The 16,934-nt window shown below is 69.4% G+C and carries 15 protein-coding genes; 10 read left to right on the top strand and 5 right to left on the bottom strand.

Features of this window, described 5'->3' with window-relative positions:
* Positions 1-31 precede the first annotated feature (31 nt).
* Both MRBLWH7_RS08390 and sdhC read right to left on the bottom strand, forming a co-directional pair.
* The gene (locus tag MRBLWH7_RS08390) at positions 32-481 is read right to left on the bottom strand and encodes a succinate dehydrogenase hydrophobic membrane anchor subunit (RefSeq protein ID WP_342001092.1); all 450 of its coding nucleotides are present in this window, start codon (positions 479-481) and stop codon (positions 32-34) included.
* Positions 481-912: a succinate dehydrogenase, cytochrome b556 subunit gene (gene sdhC, locus MRBLWH7_RS08385; RefSeq protein WP_310289241.1), complete on the bottom strand. Its 432-nt coding sequence runs from the start codon at positions 910-912 to the stop codon at positions 481-483. The genes MRBLWH7_RS08390 and sdhC overlap by 1 nt, the downstream gene beginning before the upstream one ends.
* Before the next feature lie 408 nt (positions 913-1,320).
* Here sdhC and MRBLWH7_RS08380 point away from each other — a divergent pair, with 408 nt between their 5' ends.
* The 10 genes from MRBLWH7_RS08380 to MRBLWH7_RS08335 all read left to right on the top strand — a co-directional run bounded on the left by MRBLWH7_RS08380 (position 1,321) and on the right by MRBLWH7_RS08335 (position 13,461).
* Positions 1,321-2,484: an endo-1,4-beta-xylanase gene (locus tag MRBLWH7_RS08380; RefSeq protein ID WP_342001085.1), complete on the top strand. Its 1,164-nt coding sequence runs from the start codon at positions 1,321-1,323 to the stop codon at positions 2,482-2,484.
* A 100-nt stretch (positions 2,485-2,584) separates the two neighbouring features.
* The gene (locus MRBLWH7_RS08375; protein WP_342001082.1) at positions 2,585-3,700 is read left to right on the top strand and encodes a mannose-1-phosphate guanylyltransferase; all 1,116 of its coding nucleotides are present in this window, start codon (positions 2,585-2,587) and stop codon (positions 3,698-3,700) included.
* 178 nt (positions 3,701-3,878) lie between these two features.
* Positions 3,879-5,024 carry a BMP family ABC transporter substrate-binding protein gene (locus MRBLWH7_RS08370; RefSeq protein ID WP_342001081.1) on the top strand — a complete coding sequence of 382 codons (1,146 nt, stop codon included), beginning with the start codon at positions 3,879-3,881 and terminating at the stop codon, positions 5,022-5,024.
* 112 nt (positions 5,025-5,136) lie between these two features.
* Positions 5,137-6,651 carry an ABC transporter ATP-binding protein gene (locus MRBLWH7_RS08365; protein ID WP_342001080.1) on the top strand — a complete coding sequence of 505 codons (1,515 nt, stop codon included), beginning with the start codon at positions 5,137-5,139 and terminating at the stop codon, positions 6,649-6,651.
* On the top strand, positions 6,648-8,015 hold the full coding sequence (locus MRBLWH7_RS08360; protein ID WP_342001067.1) for an ABC transporter permease: 1,368 nt from the start codon (positions 6,648-6,650) through the stop codon (positions 8,013-8,015). Before MRBLWH7_RS08365 ends, MRBLWH7_RS08360 begins: the two co-directional genes overlap by 4 nt.
* On the top strand, positions 8,012-9,292 hold the full coding sequence (locus tag MRBLWH7_RS08355) for an ABC transporter permease (RefSeq protein ID WP_342001055.1): 1,281 nt from the start codon (positions 8,012-8,014) through the stop codon (positions 9,290-9,292). The genes MRBLWH7_RS08360 and MRBLWH7_RS08355 overlap by 4 nt, the downstream gene beginning before the upstream one ends.
* 96 nt (positions 9,293-9,388) lie before the next feature.
* The gene (locus tag MRBLWH7_RS08350; protein ID WP_116194095.1) at positions 9,389-9,790 is read left to right on the top strand and encodes a cytidine deaminase; all 402 of its coding nucleotides are present in this window, start codon (positions 9,389-9,391) and stop codon (positions 9,788-9,790) included.
* A complete protein-coding gene (locus tag MRBLWH7_RS08345) occupies positions 9,787-11,079 on the top strand; it encodes a thymidine phosphorylase (RefSeq protein WP_342001049.1) in 1,293 nt (430 codons plus the stop codon). The genes MRBLWH7_RS08350 and MRBLWH7_RS08345 overlap by 4 nt, the downstream gene beginning before the upstream one ends.
* A 90-nt stretch (positions 11,080-11,169) precedes the next feature.
* Positions 11,170-12,285 carry an adenosine deaminase gene (locus MRBLWH7_RS08340; protein ID WP_342001046.1) on the top strand — a complete coding sequence of 372 codons (1,116 nt, stop codon included), beginning with the start codon at positions 11,170-11,172 and terminating at the stop codon, positions 12,283-12,285.
* Between the two features lie 249 nt (positions 12,286-12,534).
* Entirely contained in the window at positions 12,535-13,461 is a 927-nt protein-coding gene (locus tag MRBLWH7_RS08335) for a hypothetical protein (RefSeq protein ID WP_342001043.1), read from the top strand.
* Between the two features lie 152 nt (positions 13,462-13,613).
* Here MRBLWH7_RS08335 and MRBLWH7_RS08330 read toward each other — a convergent pair whose 3' ends face one another.
* Genes MRBLWH7_RS08330 through MRBLWH7_RS08320 form a run of 3 tightly spaced genes read right to left on the bottom strand, consistent with a single transcriptional unit; the run spans position 13,614 to position 16,929 of the window.
* Entirely contained in the window at positions 13,614-14,570 is a 957-nt protein-coding gene (locus MRBLWH7_RS08330) for an SDR family oxidoreductase (RefSeq protein ID WP_342001041.1), read from the bottom strand.
* A complete protein-coding gene (locus tag MRBLWH7_RS08325; RefSeq protein WP_342001038.1) occupies positions 14,567-15,577 on the bottom strand; it encodes a bile acid:sodium symporter family protein in 1,011 nt (336 codons plus the stop codon). Before MRBLWH7_RS08325 ends, MRBLWH7_RS08330 begins: the two co-directional genes overlap by 4 nt.
* Positions 15,574-16,929, bottom strand: a complete 1,356-nt coding sequence (locus MRBLWH7_RS08320) for an NAD(P)/FAD-dependent oxidoreductase (protein ID WP_342001036.1) — start codon at positions 16,927-16,929, stop codon at positions 15,574-15,576. The genes MRBLWH7_RS08325 and MRBLWH7_RS08320 overlap by 4 nt, the downstream gene beginning before the upstream one ends.
* Positions 16,930-16,934 lie beyond the last annotated feature (5 nt).

Raw genomic sequence — 16,934 nt, 5'->3', positions numbered from 1 at the left:
GATGGTCGATGCTCGGGGGTCGCCCGAACGCTTAGGCGCAGATTCCGATGATGACGTCGGACGCGGTGTCGCGGTCGAAGCCGATGCACGGATCGAACGTGAACACGACCAGCGTGCCGAGCACGATCAGGAACGCGGCAGCGAGGCCGAGCGCCCAGACCAGCACACGGCGCGTGCCGGCGTGCGTCACGTAGTCGTTGACGATGGTGCGCATGCCGTTCGCGCCGTGAATCAGCGCGAGCCACAGCATCAGCACGTCCCACCACTGCCAGAACGGCGTGGCGTACTTGCCGGCGACGAACGCGAAGTCGATGCCGTGGATGCCTTCGCCGACCATCAGGTTCACGAAGAGGTGCCCGAAGATGAGGACCACGAGGAGCACGCCCGAGGCGCGCATGTAGACCCAGCCCCACTTCTCGAGGTTGGCGCCCCGGCGGCGGACGGCGGCGCGCGGTGCGCGCGGATCGGCGATGGCGGTCATCAGTGGCCCCCTCCCGGAGCGAAGGCGAGCATGAGGTGACGCGGGACGAAGCCGAGCATCGTCACCACCCACAGCCCGAGCACACCCCACCACAGCTGGCGCTGGTGGCGAGTAGCCCACGACCACATGTCGACCAGGATGATGCGCAGGCCGTTGTACGCGTGGTACGCGATGGCGCCGACCAGGGCGACCTCTCCCAGGGCCATGACCGGGTTCTTGTACGTGCCGATCACTGCGTCGTACGCCTCGGGCGACACCCGGATGAGTGCTGTGTCGAGGATGTGGACGAGCAGGAAGAAGAAGATGGCGACGCCGGTGATGCGGTGCAGCACCCACGACCACATGCCTTCGTTCCCGCGGTACAGCGTGCCGCGGGGAACTCGGGAGGTGGTCTCGGATACCGACGGTGTGACGCGTGCTGGTGCAGACACGTCCGTCCTCCTTGGATCGAAACACGATGGGGCTGGCCTCGGACTGCGAGGACGGCCCCCGAAGAGGGCCCGTCATCGTGGCTTCGGGCCGTCGGCGTCACGCGGGCGCTGCGTCCATCCTATTCCCGCATTTCGCGGGCAGGCGACGAAGGCCACCCTTACGATCCCTCCATCCGGAGGGATCTTCGCGTCTGAAAAGAACCGACGTTCTTGCGGTTCGTGCGGCGTCGCGGCGGAACCCGAAGGCTCTCGGTGACCGCCGCCCTCGCCGGCATGCGCGGATCGTGGAAAACCCCTCGAAACTCTTTGCCCGCGTCGACTCACGCGCCTAGCTTTTGTTGGGCAAAGAAACATATGTACCGCCGATGGGCGGCATATGCACGACGACGATGATGTCAGGAGTACTCCATGCGCCGATCGATCCGATCGCTCTTGGTGGCCACGGCCGCCGCAGCCCTGGTTCTGCCGCTCTGCGCCGCCACCGCGGCGAACGCCGCGCCCCCGGGATTCAGCAACGCCGACAAGGACGCCCTGAGAAATCAGGCCCCGCGCGACCTCGCCATCGGCAGCGCCGTCTGGGGTGAGCGGGACCTCCTCGCCTACGACCCCGCGTCGCCCACCGAGCTGCAGCGGGTGCTGGGCGCCCAGTTCTCGTCCGTGACGCCCGAGAACGACATGAAGTGGGACGCCGTCCACCCCGCTCCCGGCGTCTACGACTTCTCGTCCGCCGACGCGCTGGTCGCCTTCGCCGAGGCGAATCACCAGCAGGTCCGCGGCCACACCCTGCTCTGGCACAGCCAGAACCCGGCGTGGGTGCGCGACGCGAGCCAGACGTGGACGTGCGACGAGGCGCGCGCCGTTCTCGAGGACCACATCCGCACCGTCGTCGGTCATTTCAAGGGCCAGATCTACGAGTGGGATGTCGCGAACGAGATCTTCCAGGACACGTGGGACGCTGGCGGCGTTCGGCTGCGCACCGAGGCCAATCCCTTCCTGAAGGCCTGCGCCGCCGACCCGGTCGCACTCCTCGAGGACGCCTTCCGGTGGGCGCACGAGGCCGACCCCGACGCGACCCTGTTCCTGAACGACTACAACGCGGAGGGGATCAACCAGAAGACGGATGCGTACTACGAGCTGGCGCAGCGCATGCTCGCCGACGGCGTTCCCCTCGGGGGATTCGGTGCGCAGGGCCATCTCAGCCTGCTCTACGGCTTCGACACCTCCATCCAGGCGAACTTCGAGCGCTTCGCCGCACTGGGACTGAAGGTGGCGGTGACGGAGGCGGACGTGCGCATCCCGCTGCAGCCGGGCGAGACGGGACCGACGCCCGAGCAGGTCGCCGTGCAGGCAGAACGCTACGACGCGATGCTCGAGGCGTGCCTCAACGTGCCCGCCTGCTCCTCCTTCACCGTGTGGGGCTTCCCGGATGCGAACTCGTGGGTTCCGGACGTCTTCCCCGGCGAGGGGTGGGCGACGATCTTCGAAGACGACTTCTCGCCCAAGCCCGCCTTCGACGCCATGCTCGAGTCGCTGCGCGACGCGACACCGGGCACCTCGCCGCGACGGGGCTGAGCGCGACCGCGACGGCGGCGGGCCGAAGGCTCGCCGCCGTCGTCACGTCCCGGCCACATGTTCGCCATCCCTTCGAAATCCCGCCCGATAACCTGGTGCCATGTCCGGACCCATCGACGACTTCTACGCCGTGATCCCCGCCGGCGGCATCGGCAGCCGGCTGTGGCCGCTGTCGCGCGCCGACGCACCGAAGTTCCTGCACGATCTCACCGGCTCGGGCAACACGCTGCTGCGTGACACCTGGAACCGGCTCGAGCCTCTCGCCGGCGCCGACCGCATCGCGGTCGTGACAGGCCGCGCGCACAGGGCTGCGGTGGAGAAGGAGCTGCCCGGCATCGCCGACAGCAACGTGTTCCTCGAGTCCGAGCCCCGCGATTCGACGGCGGCGATCGGCCTCGCCGCCGCGATCCTCTCGCGCCGCGAGCCGGACGTGATCATCGGCTCGTTCGCCGCCGACCACGTCATCCGCGTGCCGCAGCTGTTCGAGTGGGCGGTGAACCAGGCCGTCGCGACCGCCCGCGAGGGCTACATCTGCACCATCGGCATCCAGCCGTCCGAGCCGTCGGTCGGGTTCGGCTACATCAAGAAGAGCGACGCGCTGAAGGTCGAGGGGGCTCCGGAGGCGGCGCTCGTCGAGAGCTTCGTCGAGAAGCCCGACCTCGAGACGGCGAAGGAGTACTTCGCCGACCGCAACTACCTGTGGAACGCCGGCATGTTCATCGCGCGCGCCGACGTCCTGCTCGGCGAGATCGCCGAGAACGAGCCTCATCTCTATGCGGGCCTCATGGACCTCGCCGAGGCATGGGACGACCGCGACCAGCGCGGACCGGTGGTCGACCGGGTCTGGCCGACGCTCAAGAAGATCGCGATCGACTACACGGTGGCGGAGCCCGCCGCCGCGAAGGGGCGCCTCGCCGTCATCCCCGGGCACTTCGACTGGGACGACGTGGGGGACTTCGCGAGCCTCGCCAAGCTCAACTCCCATGGCCGCAAGAACGACCTCGCCATCCTCGGCGAGAACGCCCGCATCCTCTCCGACGCCGCCAGCGGCATCGTCGTGAGCCAGACGCGACGCGTGATCAGCCTCATCGGCGTGCGCGACATCGTCGTGGTCGACACCGAGGATGCGCTCCTGGTCACCACGAGCGAGCACGCGCAGCGCGTGAAGGGCGTCGTCGACGCCCTCAAGCTCAGCGGGCGCGGCGAGGTTCTGTGAACGGATGCTGCGGCCCGCGGCATCCGTTTTCCCTGATCGTCTGCTCATCCGAGCGGGATATTGCGTCTTTGTAACCATTCGGGTCCAAGGGGCGGCCGCGCATGCAACTGCGTCGTCACACTGGGTAACTTTGTGCAGTCCCCGTGAAGGACGCGGGGGGAACGTAGTGGAGGCTGAGTTGACCATCTCACGCACCAAGAAGCTCGTCGGCGTCACCGTCGCCGCGGGCATGCTGATCGCCCTCGCCGGCTGCGGCTCCGCCCCTGAGGAGACGGAATCCACGGGAGACGCCGTCGACGTCGTCGAGGGCTTCACCCCCTGCCTCGTGTCGGACGACGGCGGCTTCAACGACAAGTCGTTCAACCAGTCCGCCAAGGAGGGCATGGATCGCGCCGCGGAGGAGCTCGGCGTCGAGGCCATCGAAGTCGAGTCCAGCTCGGCCAACGACTACGCCCCGAACCTTGAGAATCTCATCGCCGAGGGCTGCACGTTCATCGTCTCGGTCGGCTTCAAGCTCTCGGCCGACACCGTCGCATCGGCGACCGCGAACCCCGACGTGAACTTCGCCATCATCGACGACCGCGCCGACAACAGCGGCGCGACGGGCGACGACGGCAAGGAGACCGGCGACGGCACCACGGACGCGCCGAACATCAAGCCCCTCCTGTTCGACACGGTCCAGGCCGCGTACCTCGGCGGCTACGCCGCGGCCGCGTGGTCGGAGCAGGCCGGCGTCAACAAGGTCGGCACCTTCGGCGGCATCCCGATCCCGCCCGTGACGATCTTCATGGACGGCTTCATCGACGGCGTCGAGAAGTACAACGAAGACAAGGGCGCAGCGGTCGAGACTTACGGCTGGGACGTCGACGCGCAAGAGGGCTCGATGACCGGTGGCTTCGCCGCGAACGACACGGCCAAGCAGACCGCGCAGGGCATCCTCGACCAGGGCGTCGACGTGATCCTCCCGGTCGGAGGCCCCATCTACCAGAGCGCGCGCGACGCGATCACCGACGCGGGCAGCGGCACCGTCATGCTCGGTGTCGACTCCGACCTCGCCGCCGCCGACCCCTCGGTCGCCGACATGGTGCTGGTCTCGATCATGAAGCGCATCGACGAGGCCGTCTACGCGGCGACCATGGAGGCGGCGACCGGTGACTTCGACGTCACCACCTACATCGGCACGCTCGAGAACGAGGGCGTCGGCCTGTCGGGCTTCGGCTCGTTCGAGTCGGAGCTCCCGGAGGGCCTGCTCGACGAGCTCGCCGCCCTGCAGGAGCAGATCATCTCGGGTGAGCTCGAGGTGACCTCGCCCAGCTCGCCGTAAGGCAGCAGGAGACACGAAACGCGGCCGGGTGGACGATTCCACCCGGCCGCGTTCTTCCGACCCGACGGCCCGGTGATGGCGCCGCGCCCGACCGCATATATAAGGTGCAGATATGAAGCTCGAGCTCCGTGGGATCACGAAGCGTTTCGGGTCCCTCGTCGCGAACGACCACATCGATCTCGTGGTCCAGCCGGGTGAGATCCACGCTCTTCTCGGCGAGAACGGCGCCGGCAAGTCCACGCTCATGAACGTGCTCTACGGCCTCTACCAGGCCGATGAGGGCGACATCCTGCTGGACGACGCGGTCCAGCATTTCCGCGGCCCAGGTGACGCGATGAACGCCGGCATCGGCATGGTTCACCAGCACTTCATGCTGATCCCCGTCTTCACCGTCGCCGAGAACGTGATGCTCGGCCATGAGAACACCAAGGCGCTCGGCGCCCTGGACCTCGCCAGGGCCCGCCAGCACGTCCGCTCGGTCGCCGACCGCTTCGGGTTCGAGGTGGATCCTGATGCCATCGTGGGTGATCTCCCTGTGGGCGTCCAGCAGCGGGTCGAGATCATCAAGGCGCTCTCGCGCGACGCCAAGGTGCTCGTGTTCGACGAGCCCACCGCGGTGCTCACCCCGCAGGAGACCGACGAGCTGATGGCGATCATGAAGCAGCTGCGGGACGAGGGCACGTCGATCGTGTTCATCACCCACAAGCTGCGCGAGGTCCGCGCCGTCGCCGACCGCATCACGGTCATCCGGCTCGGCAAGGTCGTCGGTGAGGCGTCGCCGACCGCATCGAACGCGGAGCTGGCGTCACTCATGGTGGGCCGCGCGGTCGAGCTGACCGTTCACAAGGGTCCGCCGAAGCTGGCCGAGGGCGGCCTCGAAGTACGCGACCTCCGCGTCGTCACCGCAAACGGCACCGTCGTCGTGGACGACGTGAGCTTCGATGTGCGCCCGGGCGAGATCCTCGCGGTCGCCGGCGTCCAGGGCAACGGCCAGACCGAGCTCATCGAGGCGATGGTCGGCCTGGGCGACCGGGTGAGCGGCTCCATCGAGCTCGGCGGCGTCGAGCTCGTCGGCAAGAGCGTGCGCGGCATCCTCGATGAGGGCGTCGGCTTCGTCCCGGAGGACCGCACCGAAGACGGCCTCGTCGGCACCTTCACCGTCGCGGAGAACCTCATCCTCGATCGATCGGGCGACAGCGCGTTCGTGTCGGGCGGCACGATTCGCCGCGGTGTGCTCGATGATTTCGCCAAGGCCCGCATCTCGGAGTACGACATCCGCACTCAGGGGCCCGACGTCCCCGCCGGGACGCTGTCAGGCGGAAACCAGCAGAAGGTCGTGATCGCCCGAGAGATGAGCCGCGAGCTGAAGCTGCTCGTCGCGGCGCAGCCGACGCGCGGCGTCGATGTCGGCTCGATCGAGTTCATCCACAAGCGCATCGTCGAGACGCGGGATGCCGGCATCCCGGTCGTCGTCGTCTCCACCGAGCTCGACGAGGTCGCGGCTCTCGCCGACCGCATCGCGGTCATGTACCGCGGAGCGATCGTCGGCATCGTGCCCGGCGACACGCCCCGAGATGTTCTCGGCCTCATGATGGCCGGCGAGAAGTCCGAGGAGGCGGTCGCGTGAACGACCAGAACCCCGCTGCGAGCGGCGAACCGCTCAAGGGGTTGCCCGCAGATCAGCTCCCGCCGGTGTCGGGCCCGCTCACGGGTTCGCCGGACCTCCCCGCACCGACACCCGATGCGCCCGGTGCCGTCGACGGCGAGGTGCCCCCGCCGCCGCGCCAGAACGTCTTCATTAAAGAGCTGCTGCGCAGCAACTGGGTGACCACCGTGCTCGCGATCGTGGTCGCGATGATCGTCGGCGGCATCCTGATGGCGCTCACCGACGAGGAGGTTCAGGCGGCGTCCGGCTACTTCTTCGCGCGGCCTGCCGACACCCTCGGGGCCATCTGGAACGCGGTGTACGGCGGCTACGAGGCCCTCTTCCGCGGGGCGATCTTCAACCCTCGGGCGAACGACTTCGCGACGCAGATCCGCCCGCTGACCAACACCCTCGGCTTCGCCGCGCCGCTCATCGCCGCGGGCCTCGGCGTCGCGCTGGCGTTCCGCGTCGGCCTGTTCAACATCGGTGGCCGCGGACAGATCCTCATCGCCTGCGCGACGGCGGCTCTGTTCACGTTCAACCTGAACCTGCCGATGTTCCTCCAGCTGCCTCTCACGCTCGCCGCGGGCATCGCGGGCGGTGCGATCTGGGGTGGCATTGTGGGTGTCCTGAAGGCACGCACCGGCGCCCACGAGGTGATCCTCACCATCATGCTCAACTACGTCGCGTTCTACCTCGTGACGTGGATGGTGCGCACCCCCGGGATCCTGCAGCGCCCCGCGGGCGATCAGCCGATCTCGGCGGCGACGCCGGCGAACGCGCAGTTCCCCGACCTGCTCGGACCCCGCTTCCCGCTCCTCGACTGGGGCTTCGTGATCGTGATCGCCGCGACCGTCTTCGTGTGGTGGCTCGTCGAGCGGTCGAGCCTCGGCTTCCGCCTCCGGGCCGTCGGCGAGAACCCGCACGCGGCGCGGGCGTCCGGTATCTCGGTGCAGCGGATGTACATCTACGCGATGCTCTTCGCCGGTGGCCTCGCGGGTCTGGCCGGGATGAACCAGATCCAGGGCTCGGTGACCACCGGCTTCGACGGGTACATCGACGCGGGCATCGGCTTCGACGCCATCACTGTCGCCCTCCTCGGCCGCAGCCGGGCATGGGGCGTGTTCGCCGCCGGCATCCTGTTCGGTGCATTGAAGGCCGGTTCGTTCACGATGCAGGCCTCACAGGGCATCCCCGTCGACATCGTGCTCGTGGTGCAGTCGCTCATCGTCCTGTTCATCGCGGCGCCGCCGCTCATCCGCACGATCTTCTTCCTGCCGAAGACCGATGCCGAGAAGGCCGCCAAGGCGAGAGCCAAGGCTGCGAAGAAGGCGGTGTCCGCATGACCGCGCTCGCTCCTGCTCCCGACGGGACGATCCAGCTGGCGACCGTGAAGGTGCGTCACTTCAAGCTGCCGGTGACCCTGGCGATCGCCACGGTGCTGCTCGCGCTCCTCTTCTTCTTCGTCCCACGCAACGGAATCAGCACCTTCCGGCTGAGCGACCCGACCTCGACGATCGCCCTGCCGAACGTGAGCGTCCCGACAGCCGTGACCTGCTGGATCCTGGTCGGCGTCCTCGTGCTCCTCGCACTCTGGGCGTTCTGGGACTCGGCGAACTATCGCCGCACCGGCCTCTGGCTGCCGATCGTGTTCAGCCTCCTCGCCGTGTTCGCGTTCCTCGTGTGGGCGGCCGCCGGCGGGCTCGTGCCCGTCACCGGCCTGCTGTTCGGCGCGCTGTCGCTGTCGGTCCCGCTGATCTTCGGTGCGCTCGGCGGTGTCATCGGCGAGCGGGTCGGCGTCGTGAACGTCGCCATCGAGGGGCAGTTCCTGTTCGGCGCGTTCAGCGCCGCCCTGCTCGCGAGCATCACCCACAACCCGTTCGTCGGCCTCGTCGGCGCGATGGTGGGCGGTGTGCTCGTGGCATTCGTGCTGGCGGCGTTCTCCATCAAGTACCTCGTCGATCAGGTGATCGTCGGTGTCGTGCTCAACGTCCTCGTGACCGGCCTGACCGGCTTCCTCTACGGCGCGCTGCTCGTGCCGAACGAGGCGGAGCTCAACCGCCCGGTGCGCTTCACGCGGTGGGAGATCCCGCTGCTCAGCGACATCCCGATCATCGGACCGGTGCTGTTCAACCAGACGTTCATCGTCTACCTCATGTACATCACGGTCGCAGTGGTCGCCTGGGGCCTGTACCGCACCCGCTGGGGCCTGCGGCTCCGCGCGGTCGGCGAGCACCCGCAGGCCGCCGACACCGTGGGCATCAAGGTGAACACGAGCCGCTTCTGGAACGTCTCGCTTGCGGGCGCCATCGCCGGCATCGGCGGCGCGTACTTCACCCTCGTCTCGGTGGGTCAGTTCACCAAGGAGATGACGGCGGGCCTCGGCTTCATCGCCCTCGCGGCGGTCATCTTCGGCCGCTGGGACCCCATCCGCGCGACGCTCGCGGCGCTGCTGTTCGGCTTCGCGACGAACCTGCAGAACCTCCTGACCGTGCTGCGGACGCCGATCCCCAGCGAGTTCATGCTGATGCTGCCCTACGTCGTGACGATCATCGCCGTCGCCGGGTTCGCCGGGCAGATCCGCGGTCCCGCGGCGGCGGGCAAACCGTACGTCAAGGGATGACGCCGTGCCTGCTGTGCCGATGAAGGCCGACGGCTGCCGGGGAGCGGCATCCGTCGACCCTCCTGATACCCGAACCCCCGCGAACGGAGCGCGCTCATGACCGATATCGACTGGGATGAGCTGCGCGCCGCGGCGACGGATGCGATGCAGCGGGCGTACGCCCCGTACTCGCGCTACAAGGTCGGCGCCGCCGCCCTCGTGACCGACGGACGCATCGTGACGGGCTGCAACGTGGAGAACGCGTCGTACGGCATCAGCCTCTGCGCGGAGTGCGGTCTCGTGAGCGAACTCGCGAACTCGGGCGGCGGAAGCCTCGTGGCGTTCGTGTGCGTCAACGGGCACGGCGACACGATCATGCCGTGCGGCCGCTGCCGGCAGCTGCTGTACGAGTTCGCGATCCCGGGCATGCTGCTCGAGACGGTGTCGGGCATCCGCACCATGGACGAGGTGCTGCCCGACGCGTTCGGCCCGCGCGACCTCGAGGAGGCGGCGCGATGACCGCTGTCGAGGCGTTCGACGCGGTCGACGTCATCCGCGCGAAGCGCGACGGCGGGGCGGTCCCCGAGCCCGCCCTCCGCTGGATGGTCGACGCCTACACGCGCGGCTACGTCGCCGATTCGCAGATGGCCGCCTTCGCGATGGCGGTGCTCCTCAACGGCATGACGCGCGACGAGATCCGCGTCATGACCGACGCGATGATCGCGTCGGGGGAGCGGATGAGCTTCTCGGGGCTCGGCAAGCCGACGGTCGACAAGCACTCGACCGGCGGCGTCGGCGACAAGATCACGCTTCCCCTCGCCCCGCTCGTGGCGAGCTTCGGTGTCGCGGTGCCGCAGTTGTCGGGCCGCGGACTCGGCCACACCGGCGGCACGCTCGACAAGCTCGAGTCGATCCCGGGCTGGCGTGCCGCACTGTCCAATGACGAGATGTTCGCGCAGCTGCAGGGCGTCGGCGCGGTCATCTGCGCCGCGGGCTCCGGCCTCGCGCCGGCCGACAAGAAGCTCTACGCACTGCGCGACGTCACCGGCACGGTCGAGGCGATCCCGCTCATCGCGTCGAGCATCATGTCCAAGAAGATCGCCGAGGGCACCGACGCGCTCGTGCTCGACGTGAAGTTCGGCTCCGGCGCCTTCATGCAGAGCGCCGACCGTGCGCGGGAGCTCGCCCGCACGATGGTCGCCCTCGGCACCGACTCGGGAGTCTCGACGACGGCCCTCCTCACCGACATGAACACCCCGCTCGGCCTCGCCATCGGCAACGCCAACGAGGTGCGCGAGTCGGTCGAGGTGCTCGCCGGCGGCGGCCCCGCCGACGTGGTCGAACTGACGGTGGCGCTCGCGCGCGAGATGCTGGCGCTCGCGGGCCGGCCCGACGCCGATGTGGAGGCGGCACTGCAGGACGGCCGCGCGATGGACGCCTGGCGCGCGATGATCATCGCGCAGGACGGGGACCCGGATGCTGCGCTCCCGGCCCCGAACGAGACCCACACGGTGACCGCGACCGAGAGCGGCTTCGTCACCGGCATGGAGGCGCTCCCCTTCGGCATCGCCGCGTGGCGCCTGGGCGCCGGACGCGCGCGAGCGCAGGACCCCGTGCTGCACGCCGCGGGCATCGACCTTCACGTGAAGCCCGGGGATCGGGTGACCGCCGGTCAGCCGCTGTTCACCCTGCTCGGCGAGGATGCCTCCCGGTTCGACCGCGCTCTCGAGGCCCTCGACGGCGCGTGGGAGATCGGCCCGGACGCACCGGAGCGCACTCCTCTCGTCCTGGAACGCATCACGGCCTAGGCTGGGGCAGTCCCGCGCCGGACCCGACGCGGCGCCCGGGCCGCAGCATCCGTCCACACCCCAACTTGCGACCGCAACCGAGGAGAACTCATGCCCATCGACCAGCACGGCGACGCTATCCTCGACGGAGTCTCGCTGCGGAGCCTGCCCAAGGTCTCGCTGCACGATCACCTCGACGGCGGCGTGCGTCCCGCGACGATCATCGAGCTGGCCGACGCGATCGGGCTCGCGGTTCCCGAGTCCGACCCGGACGATCTCGCGGACTGGTTCGCCGAGAAGAGCGACTCGGGCTCGCTGGTCGAGTATCTGAAGACGTTCGACCTCACCACGGCGGTCATGCAGACTCGCGAGGGGCTCACACGCGTCGCGCGCGAGTTCGTCGAGGACCTCGCCGCCGACGGCGTGATCTACGGCGAGGTGCGCTGGGCGCCGGAGCAGCACCTCGGGCGCGGACTGTCGCTCGACGAGGTCGTGGCCGCCGTTCAGGAAGGCATCGAGGAGGGCGAGGACGCGGCCGAGCGCAGCGGGCACGACATCCGCGTGGGCCAGCTCATCACGGCCATGCGCCACGCCGACCGCTCGCTCGAGATCGCGCGACTGGCGGTGCAATGGCGCAATCGCGGCGCCGTGGGCTTCGACATCGCCGGCGCCGAAGACGGCTTCCCGGCCTCTAACCACCGCGACGCGTTCGACTACCTCGCCTCCGAGTTCTTCCCGGTCACCGTGCACGCCGGCGAGGCGGCTGGCCTCGACTCGATCCGCTCGGCCCTCATCGACGGCCGCGCCCTGCGCCTCGGCCACGGCGTGCGCCTCGCCGAGGACCTCGAGGTCGTCTCGCGCGCCGGTGAGGAGGTGCTCGTCCAGTTCGGCGAGCTGGCGCGCTGGGTGCGCGACCGCGAGATCCCGCTCGAGCTCTCGCCCTCGTCGAACCTGCAGACCGGCGCCATCGAGCGCTGGGGCTCGACCCTCGAGGACCACCCCTTCGACCTGCTCTACCAGCTCGGGTTCTCGGTCACGGTGAACGTCGACAACCGCACGATGAGCCGCACGTCGCTGACGCGCGAGCTTGCGCTCCTCGCCGAGACCTTCGAGTACGGCCTCGACGACCTCGAGGCCTTCCAGCTCAACGCCGCGGCGGGCGCCTTCCTCCCCGTGGAGGAGCGTGAGGAGCTCATCGACCTCATCGCCGACGGCTTCGACGCGTAGCCCGCCCTCGCGCCGCTCCCGTCTCGATCTGCGTCCCAGAATCGCAGGTCGCTGCTCTCTCCGGTGTGGCTTTTTTGAGACCCGGGAGGAACGGATGCCGCGGTTCGCTGCATCGGTCCCTCTCCGTGTCTCAGAAATGCAGGGTTTGAGGGCGGCGCGGGTGGGTTTGTAAGACCTGCGGAGCCACCCGGCGAGCTCGGCTGTGGATAACTCCAGGGCGCGCCGACGTGGTGCGGTTTGCTCGAGAGGGTGACGACCTCGCCAAGCCCCGCGCATCCGTTCGGCTTCGAGCCGTTCTCGGTCTCCCAGGGCCGAGCTGCTGGCCTGGGGAGGGGCGCCCTCGCCGGGGGATCTTACGACAAGCCGTTCCACGGCGTGCGGCAGCGGGCGCTGCCGGGCGACGACCCGACGCGGAAGCCGTCGGACCGGGACCTGCTGAAGCGGATGTGCCAGCAGTACGCGGTGCGATTGCGCCCGGGGCAGTTCTTCAGCCACGAGACGGCGCTTGTGCTGCGCGGGGCACCGGCTCCCGACGGGTGGACGCCGGTGGTCCACGTGTCGGTGTACCGCCCTGCGAGCCCCCCGCGGACCAAGGGCGTCGTCGGTCATCGGCTCGGCCTTCGCACGCCCGCTCGCACCAGCGCGTTCGGGCTTCCCCTCGAGCACCCGGCGCGCGCGTGGGTGCAGACAGGGGCCCTGTGGGACGCCGACGACCTCGTCGCCGCCGCGGACTACCTCGTCGCCCGACGGCGCAGGCTCGCGACCATCGAGGAGCTGCGGGCGGAGGTCGCCTTCCTAGGCCGCCAGTCCCTCGCCGGTGTCGTCGACCTCGTGCGGGTCGGGTCGGAGTCGCCGCGGGAGACCAGGCTGCGGCTGGTGCTCGTGCGCGCGGGACTGCCCGAGCCGCAGCTCAACGTCGACGTCGTGGCCGCCGACGGGCGATTCATCGCCCGGGTCGACCTCGCCTACCCCGCCCTGCGCATCGCGATCGAGTACGACGGGCGCGGCCACGCTGAGAGCGCCGAGCAGTTCGCGCGCGACGCCGATCGCTGGGACGATCTGCGCGACAACGGCTGGCACCTCGTCCGCATCCTCAGCCACCACCTCGACGGCGACGGTGGTGCGGCCGTCGGCAAAGTGCGAGCCGCTCTGCAGCGCGCGGGCGCCACCCACTGACACAGGTCTCACATTTGCAGGGCGGGGTACGCGTCGGCGTGTGTTTCTGAGACACGCGGGGTGTGGCCCCGGCATCCATCCCCGCGCAGGTCCCGGATATGCAGGGCGAGAGGCCTTCAGGGATGCGTTTGTGAGACGGGGCGACCAGGCGCTCAGCGGCGGGCGACGCCGGGGTGCGACGCGAGGTAGGCCTCGAAGGCCTCGGACGACGTCTTCGAGGGGGTGAAGCCGAACTCGTCCTTCAGGCGCGCGTTCGCGAGCACGGGGCGGTAGCGGAGGAATCCGACCTGTTCCGGTCCGTGGACGGTGAGGCGCAGCATCCGTCCGACCCGGAGGCGGAAGCCGAGCACGCCGGCGGGCATGGTCACGACCGGCTTGCCGAGGCGCCGGGCGATCTCGGGCACCGTCACGCGCCCGTCGCCGGCGACGTTGTACACGCCTGCCGGGCCGTCGGTCGCGGCACGCGCCATCGCGGCCGCGACGTCGTCGACCCACACGAAGACGAACGGCGACTCCGAGCCGCGCACCTTGAGGAGGGCGGGGCCGTCCCAGAGCGCGGTGATCTGGTTCCGCACAGTGGGCCCCAGGATCGTGCCGATCCGGAAGACCACCTGCTCGAGCTCGGGGTGCGCGGAGCGGTGGCCGGCGAGCAGCTGCTCGACGAGGCGCTTGTGCTGGGAGTACGGGAACTCGTCGTTGCCGCGCACCGGGTCGCTCTCGCGCAGCCATTCGGGGTTGTCGGGGTGGTACCCGTACGCGGCGCCGGACGACGACACGACGATTCGTCTCACACCCGCCTCGACGCACGCCTCGAGCACGTGGCGCGAGCCGTCGACGTCCACCCGGTACTCGAGAGCGTGGTCGCGCCCGGGGTTGACGATGGCGGCGAGGTGCACGACCACGTCGATGTCGTGCCGGCGCAGCAGCGGCACGAGGCCCTCGGGGCGGGTCACATCGCAGTCGTCGTAGACGATTCCGTCGATGGGATGCTGCGGCCGCCGTACGTCGCCGGCCACGACCAGTCCGACATCGGGGCGGGCGGCGAGGGCGGTGGCGACGTGGGATCCGAGGAAGCCGGAGCCGCCGGTGATGAGGACGCGATGGCTCATGCGACGGGCTCCGCGGGATCGGCGGAGTCGGTCGTCGCGTATCCTGGCCCGCCGTCGGCCGCTGCCGCGCGCAGCGCGCGGCGCGATGCATCGCCCTTGGCCGACCCCGTGCGCCTCTTCGTATGCCGCGCCCACAGCGCGGCGACGACGAGCCCCGCGATGATGTCCCAGATGCCCCACCAGCCGGCGACGATCGCCATGCCGCCCAGGCCGCCGAAGAACGCGAAGACGAGGCCGAGGCCGAGTCCCGCGTTGCGGATGCCGACCTCGAACGTCATCGCCTTGCGCTCGCGGGTGCCCAGGCCGCCGACGACCGCGGTGCTGTAGCCGATCGCCAGGGCGACGGCGTCGTGGATCGTGACCACCAGCACGATGATGCCGAGGAACGCGACGAAGTACGCCCAGTTGCCCGCGAGCGCGGCGACGATGAAGCCGACGAGCGCCAGCAGCGAGAACCATTTCACGAACGGCTGCACGCGCTTCGCGAAAGCAGGGAAGCGATGGCGGATGAACAGTCCGAGGGCGAACGGCACGCCGATGATGAGGAGGATGTCGGCGAACATCGTCCACGGGTTGAGCTCGACGGCGACCAGCAGGTCGCGCGCCGTCGGGTGCAGCGATCCCCAGAACGCGACCGACAGCGGCAGCACGAAGATGTAGATCACGTTCGATACCGCGGTCATCGACACCGAGAGCGCCACGTTGCCGCCAGAGCGATGCGTGAGCACCTGCGAGATGTTTCCGGGCGGGCAGCAGGCCACGAGGATCATGCCGAGCGCCATCGACGGCGTGACCGGCAGGATGAGCGTCAGCGCGAACGTCACGGCGGGCAGCACGATGAGCTGCGCGAGGATCGCGATGACGAACGGCTTCGGCTTGCGCGCGACGACCTTGAAGTCCTCCAGCGTCGTGTCGAGCGCGATGCCGAACATGATGAGCCCGAGCACCACGTTGAGGATCACGAGTGTGCCCGGATTGAAGTTGAGCACGACGTCGTCGGGGTTCATGCCGTCACCTTCCTGCGCGCGGTGCCGCGGCCGCGTCGCGGACCTCGGGCCGCAGCATCCGTCTTCAGTGCCTCGGTGGCGGTGCGCACGGCGCTGCGGTACGCGTCCTTGTTGACGTAGTACGACATGCGCTCGAGGCCGAGGTACTTGTAGCCGCCCGTCACGTCGGGCCAGGGCTCGCCGGTCACGCGGGCGCGGAAGGCGGCGGCGCGATCGGGGTGGCGCTCGAGCGCGGCGAGGTAGGCGGCGATGAGCTCGGCCTGCTCGTAGCGGCCCTGCCAGCCGATTCCGGATGCCTCGATCATGCCCATCACGTAGAGGCCGTTGAACGTCGGGGTGAAGGTGTTGAGGAACAGGTGGGGCGCCATGCCCGACCACTCCAGCGCGGCGCGGTCGACGAACGGATAGTCCAGCTTGTAGCCGGTCGCGAGGAGGACGATGTCGTACTCGCCCGACGAGCCGTCGCGGAAGTGCACCGTGCGGCCGTCGAAGCGGTCGATGTCGGGGACGATCCGCAGGTCGCCCTGGCCGAGGTGGTTGAGGATCAGCGTGTTGACGATCGGGTGCGACTCGTAGATCTTGTAGTCGGGCTTGGGGAACCCGAACCGCACGGGGTCGCCGGTGAACGCACGCAGGACGCGCGTGTCGACGAACTGCTTGATGCGCGCCGGGAGCGGCTTGCCCTGGTTGAGGGTGTCGGACGGCTTGCCGAACAGGTACCGCGGCACGAAGTAGTAGCCGCGGCGCACGCTCATGTCGACGGAGGCCGCGTGGTGCACGGCGTCGACCGCGATGTCACAGCCCGAGTTGCCGGCGCCGATGATGAGCACCCGCTTGCCGGTGAGCTGCATCGCGGACTTGTAGGCGCTGGTGTGAAGGAGTTCCCCGGTGAACTCGCCGCGGAACGCCGGGACGTTGGGCTCGGCGAGCGTGCCGTTCGCGAGGATCACGCCGGCGTAGCGGTGCTCGAGGGTGCCGTCAGGTGCGTCGGCGCGCAGCATCCAACCGCCGTCGTCTGCGGGTTCGAGCGAGGTGACCTTCGTGCCGAACCGGAACAGGTCGGTCAGCCCGAAATGGTCGGCGAACTCGCGGAAGTACGCGATGAGCTCGCGGTGGCCCGGGTAGTCGGCCGTCGTGCGCATCGGGAACTCGGCGAACTCCGTGGTCGTGCGCGACGAGATCAGGTGCGCCGACTCGTACATCGTCGAGCGCGGATTCTCGATGTCCCAGAGCCCGCCGACGCCGCGCGACGCCTCGTAGCCGTCGAAGGCGATCCCCGCCCTCTGGAGTCCGCGTGCGGCGGCCAGGCCCGACGGACCGGCGCCGATGATGGCATAGCGGTGCGCGCTCATGCGTC

The sequence above is a fragment of the Microbacterium sp. LWH7-1.2 genome (genome assembly GCF_038397755.1).
Lineage (GTDB): Bacteria > Actinomycetota > Actinomycetes > Actinomycetales > Microbacteriaceae > Microbacterium.
This window is presented reverse-complemented; position numbering and strand designations above follow the sequence as displayed.

Excerpts from the sequence above, each read along its gene's own strand:
- MRBLWH7_RS08375 (WP_342001082.1), top strand. The coding sequence starts at position 2,585 with ATGTCCGGACCCATCGACGACTTCTACGCCGTGATCCCCGCCGGCGGC.
- MRBLWH7_RS08365 (WP_342001080.1), top strand. The coding sequence starts at position 5,137 with ATGAAGCTCGAGCTCCGTGGGATCACGAAGCGTTTCGGGTCCCTCGTC.
- MRBLWH7_RS08390 (WP_342001092.1), bottom strand. The coding sequence starts at position 481 with ATGACCGCCATCGCCGATCCGCGCGCACCGCGCGCCGCCGTCCGCCGC.
- MRBLWH7_RS08330 (WP_342001041.1), bottom strand. The coding sequence starts at position 14,570 with ATGAGCCATCGCGTCCTCATCACCGGCGGCTCCGGCTTCCTCGGATCC.
- MRBLWH7_RS08350 (WP_116194095.1), top strand. The coding sequence starts at position 9,389 with ATGACCGATATCGACTGGGATGAGCTGCGCGCCGCGGCGACGGATGCG.
- MRBLWH7_RS08340 (WP_342001046.1), top strand. The coding sequence starts at position 11,170 with ATGCCCATCGACCAGCACGGCGACGCTATCCTCGACGGAGTCTCGCTG.
- MRBLWH7_RS08345 (WP_342001049.1), top strand. The coding sequence starts at position 9,787 with ATGACCGCTGTCGAGGCGTTCGACGCGGTCGACGTCATCCGCGCGAAG.
- MRBLWH7_RS08320 (WP_342001036.1), bottom strand. The coding sequence starts at position 16,929 with ATGAGCGCGCACCGCTATGCCATCATCGGCGCCGGTCCGTCGGGCCTG.
- MRBLWH7_RS08325 (WP_342001038.1), bottom strand. The coding sequence starts at position 15,577 with ATGAACCCCGACGACGTCGTGCTCAACTTCAATCCGGGCACACTCGTG.
- MRBLWH7_RS08380 (WP_342001085.1), top strand. The coding sequence starts at position 1,321 with ATGCGCCGATCGATCCGATCGCTCTTGGTGGCCACGGCCGCCGCAGCC.
- MRBLWH7_RS08355 (WP_342001055.1), top strand. The coding sequence starts at position 8,012 with ATGACCGCGCTCGCTCCTGCTCCCGACGGGACGATCCAGCTGGCGACC.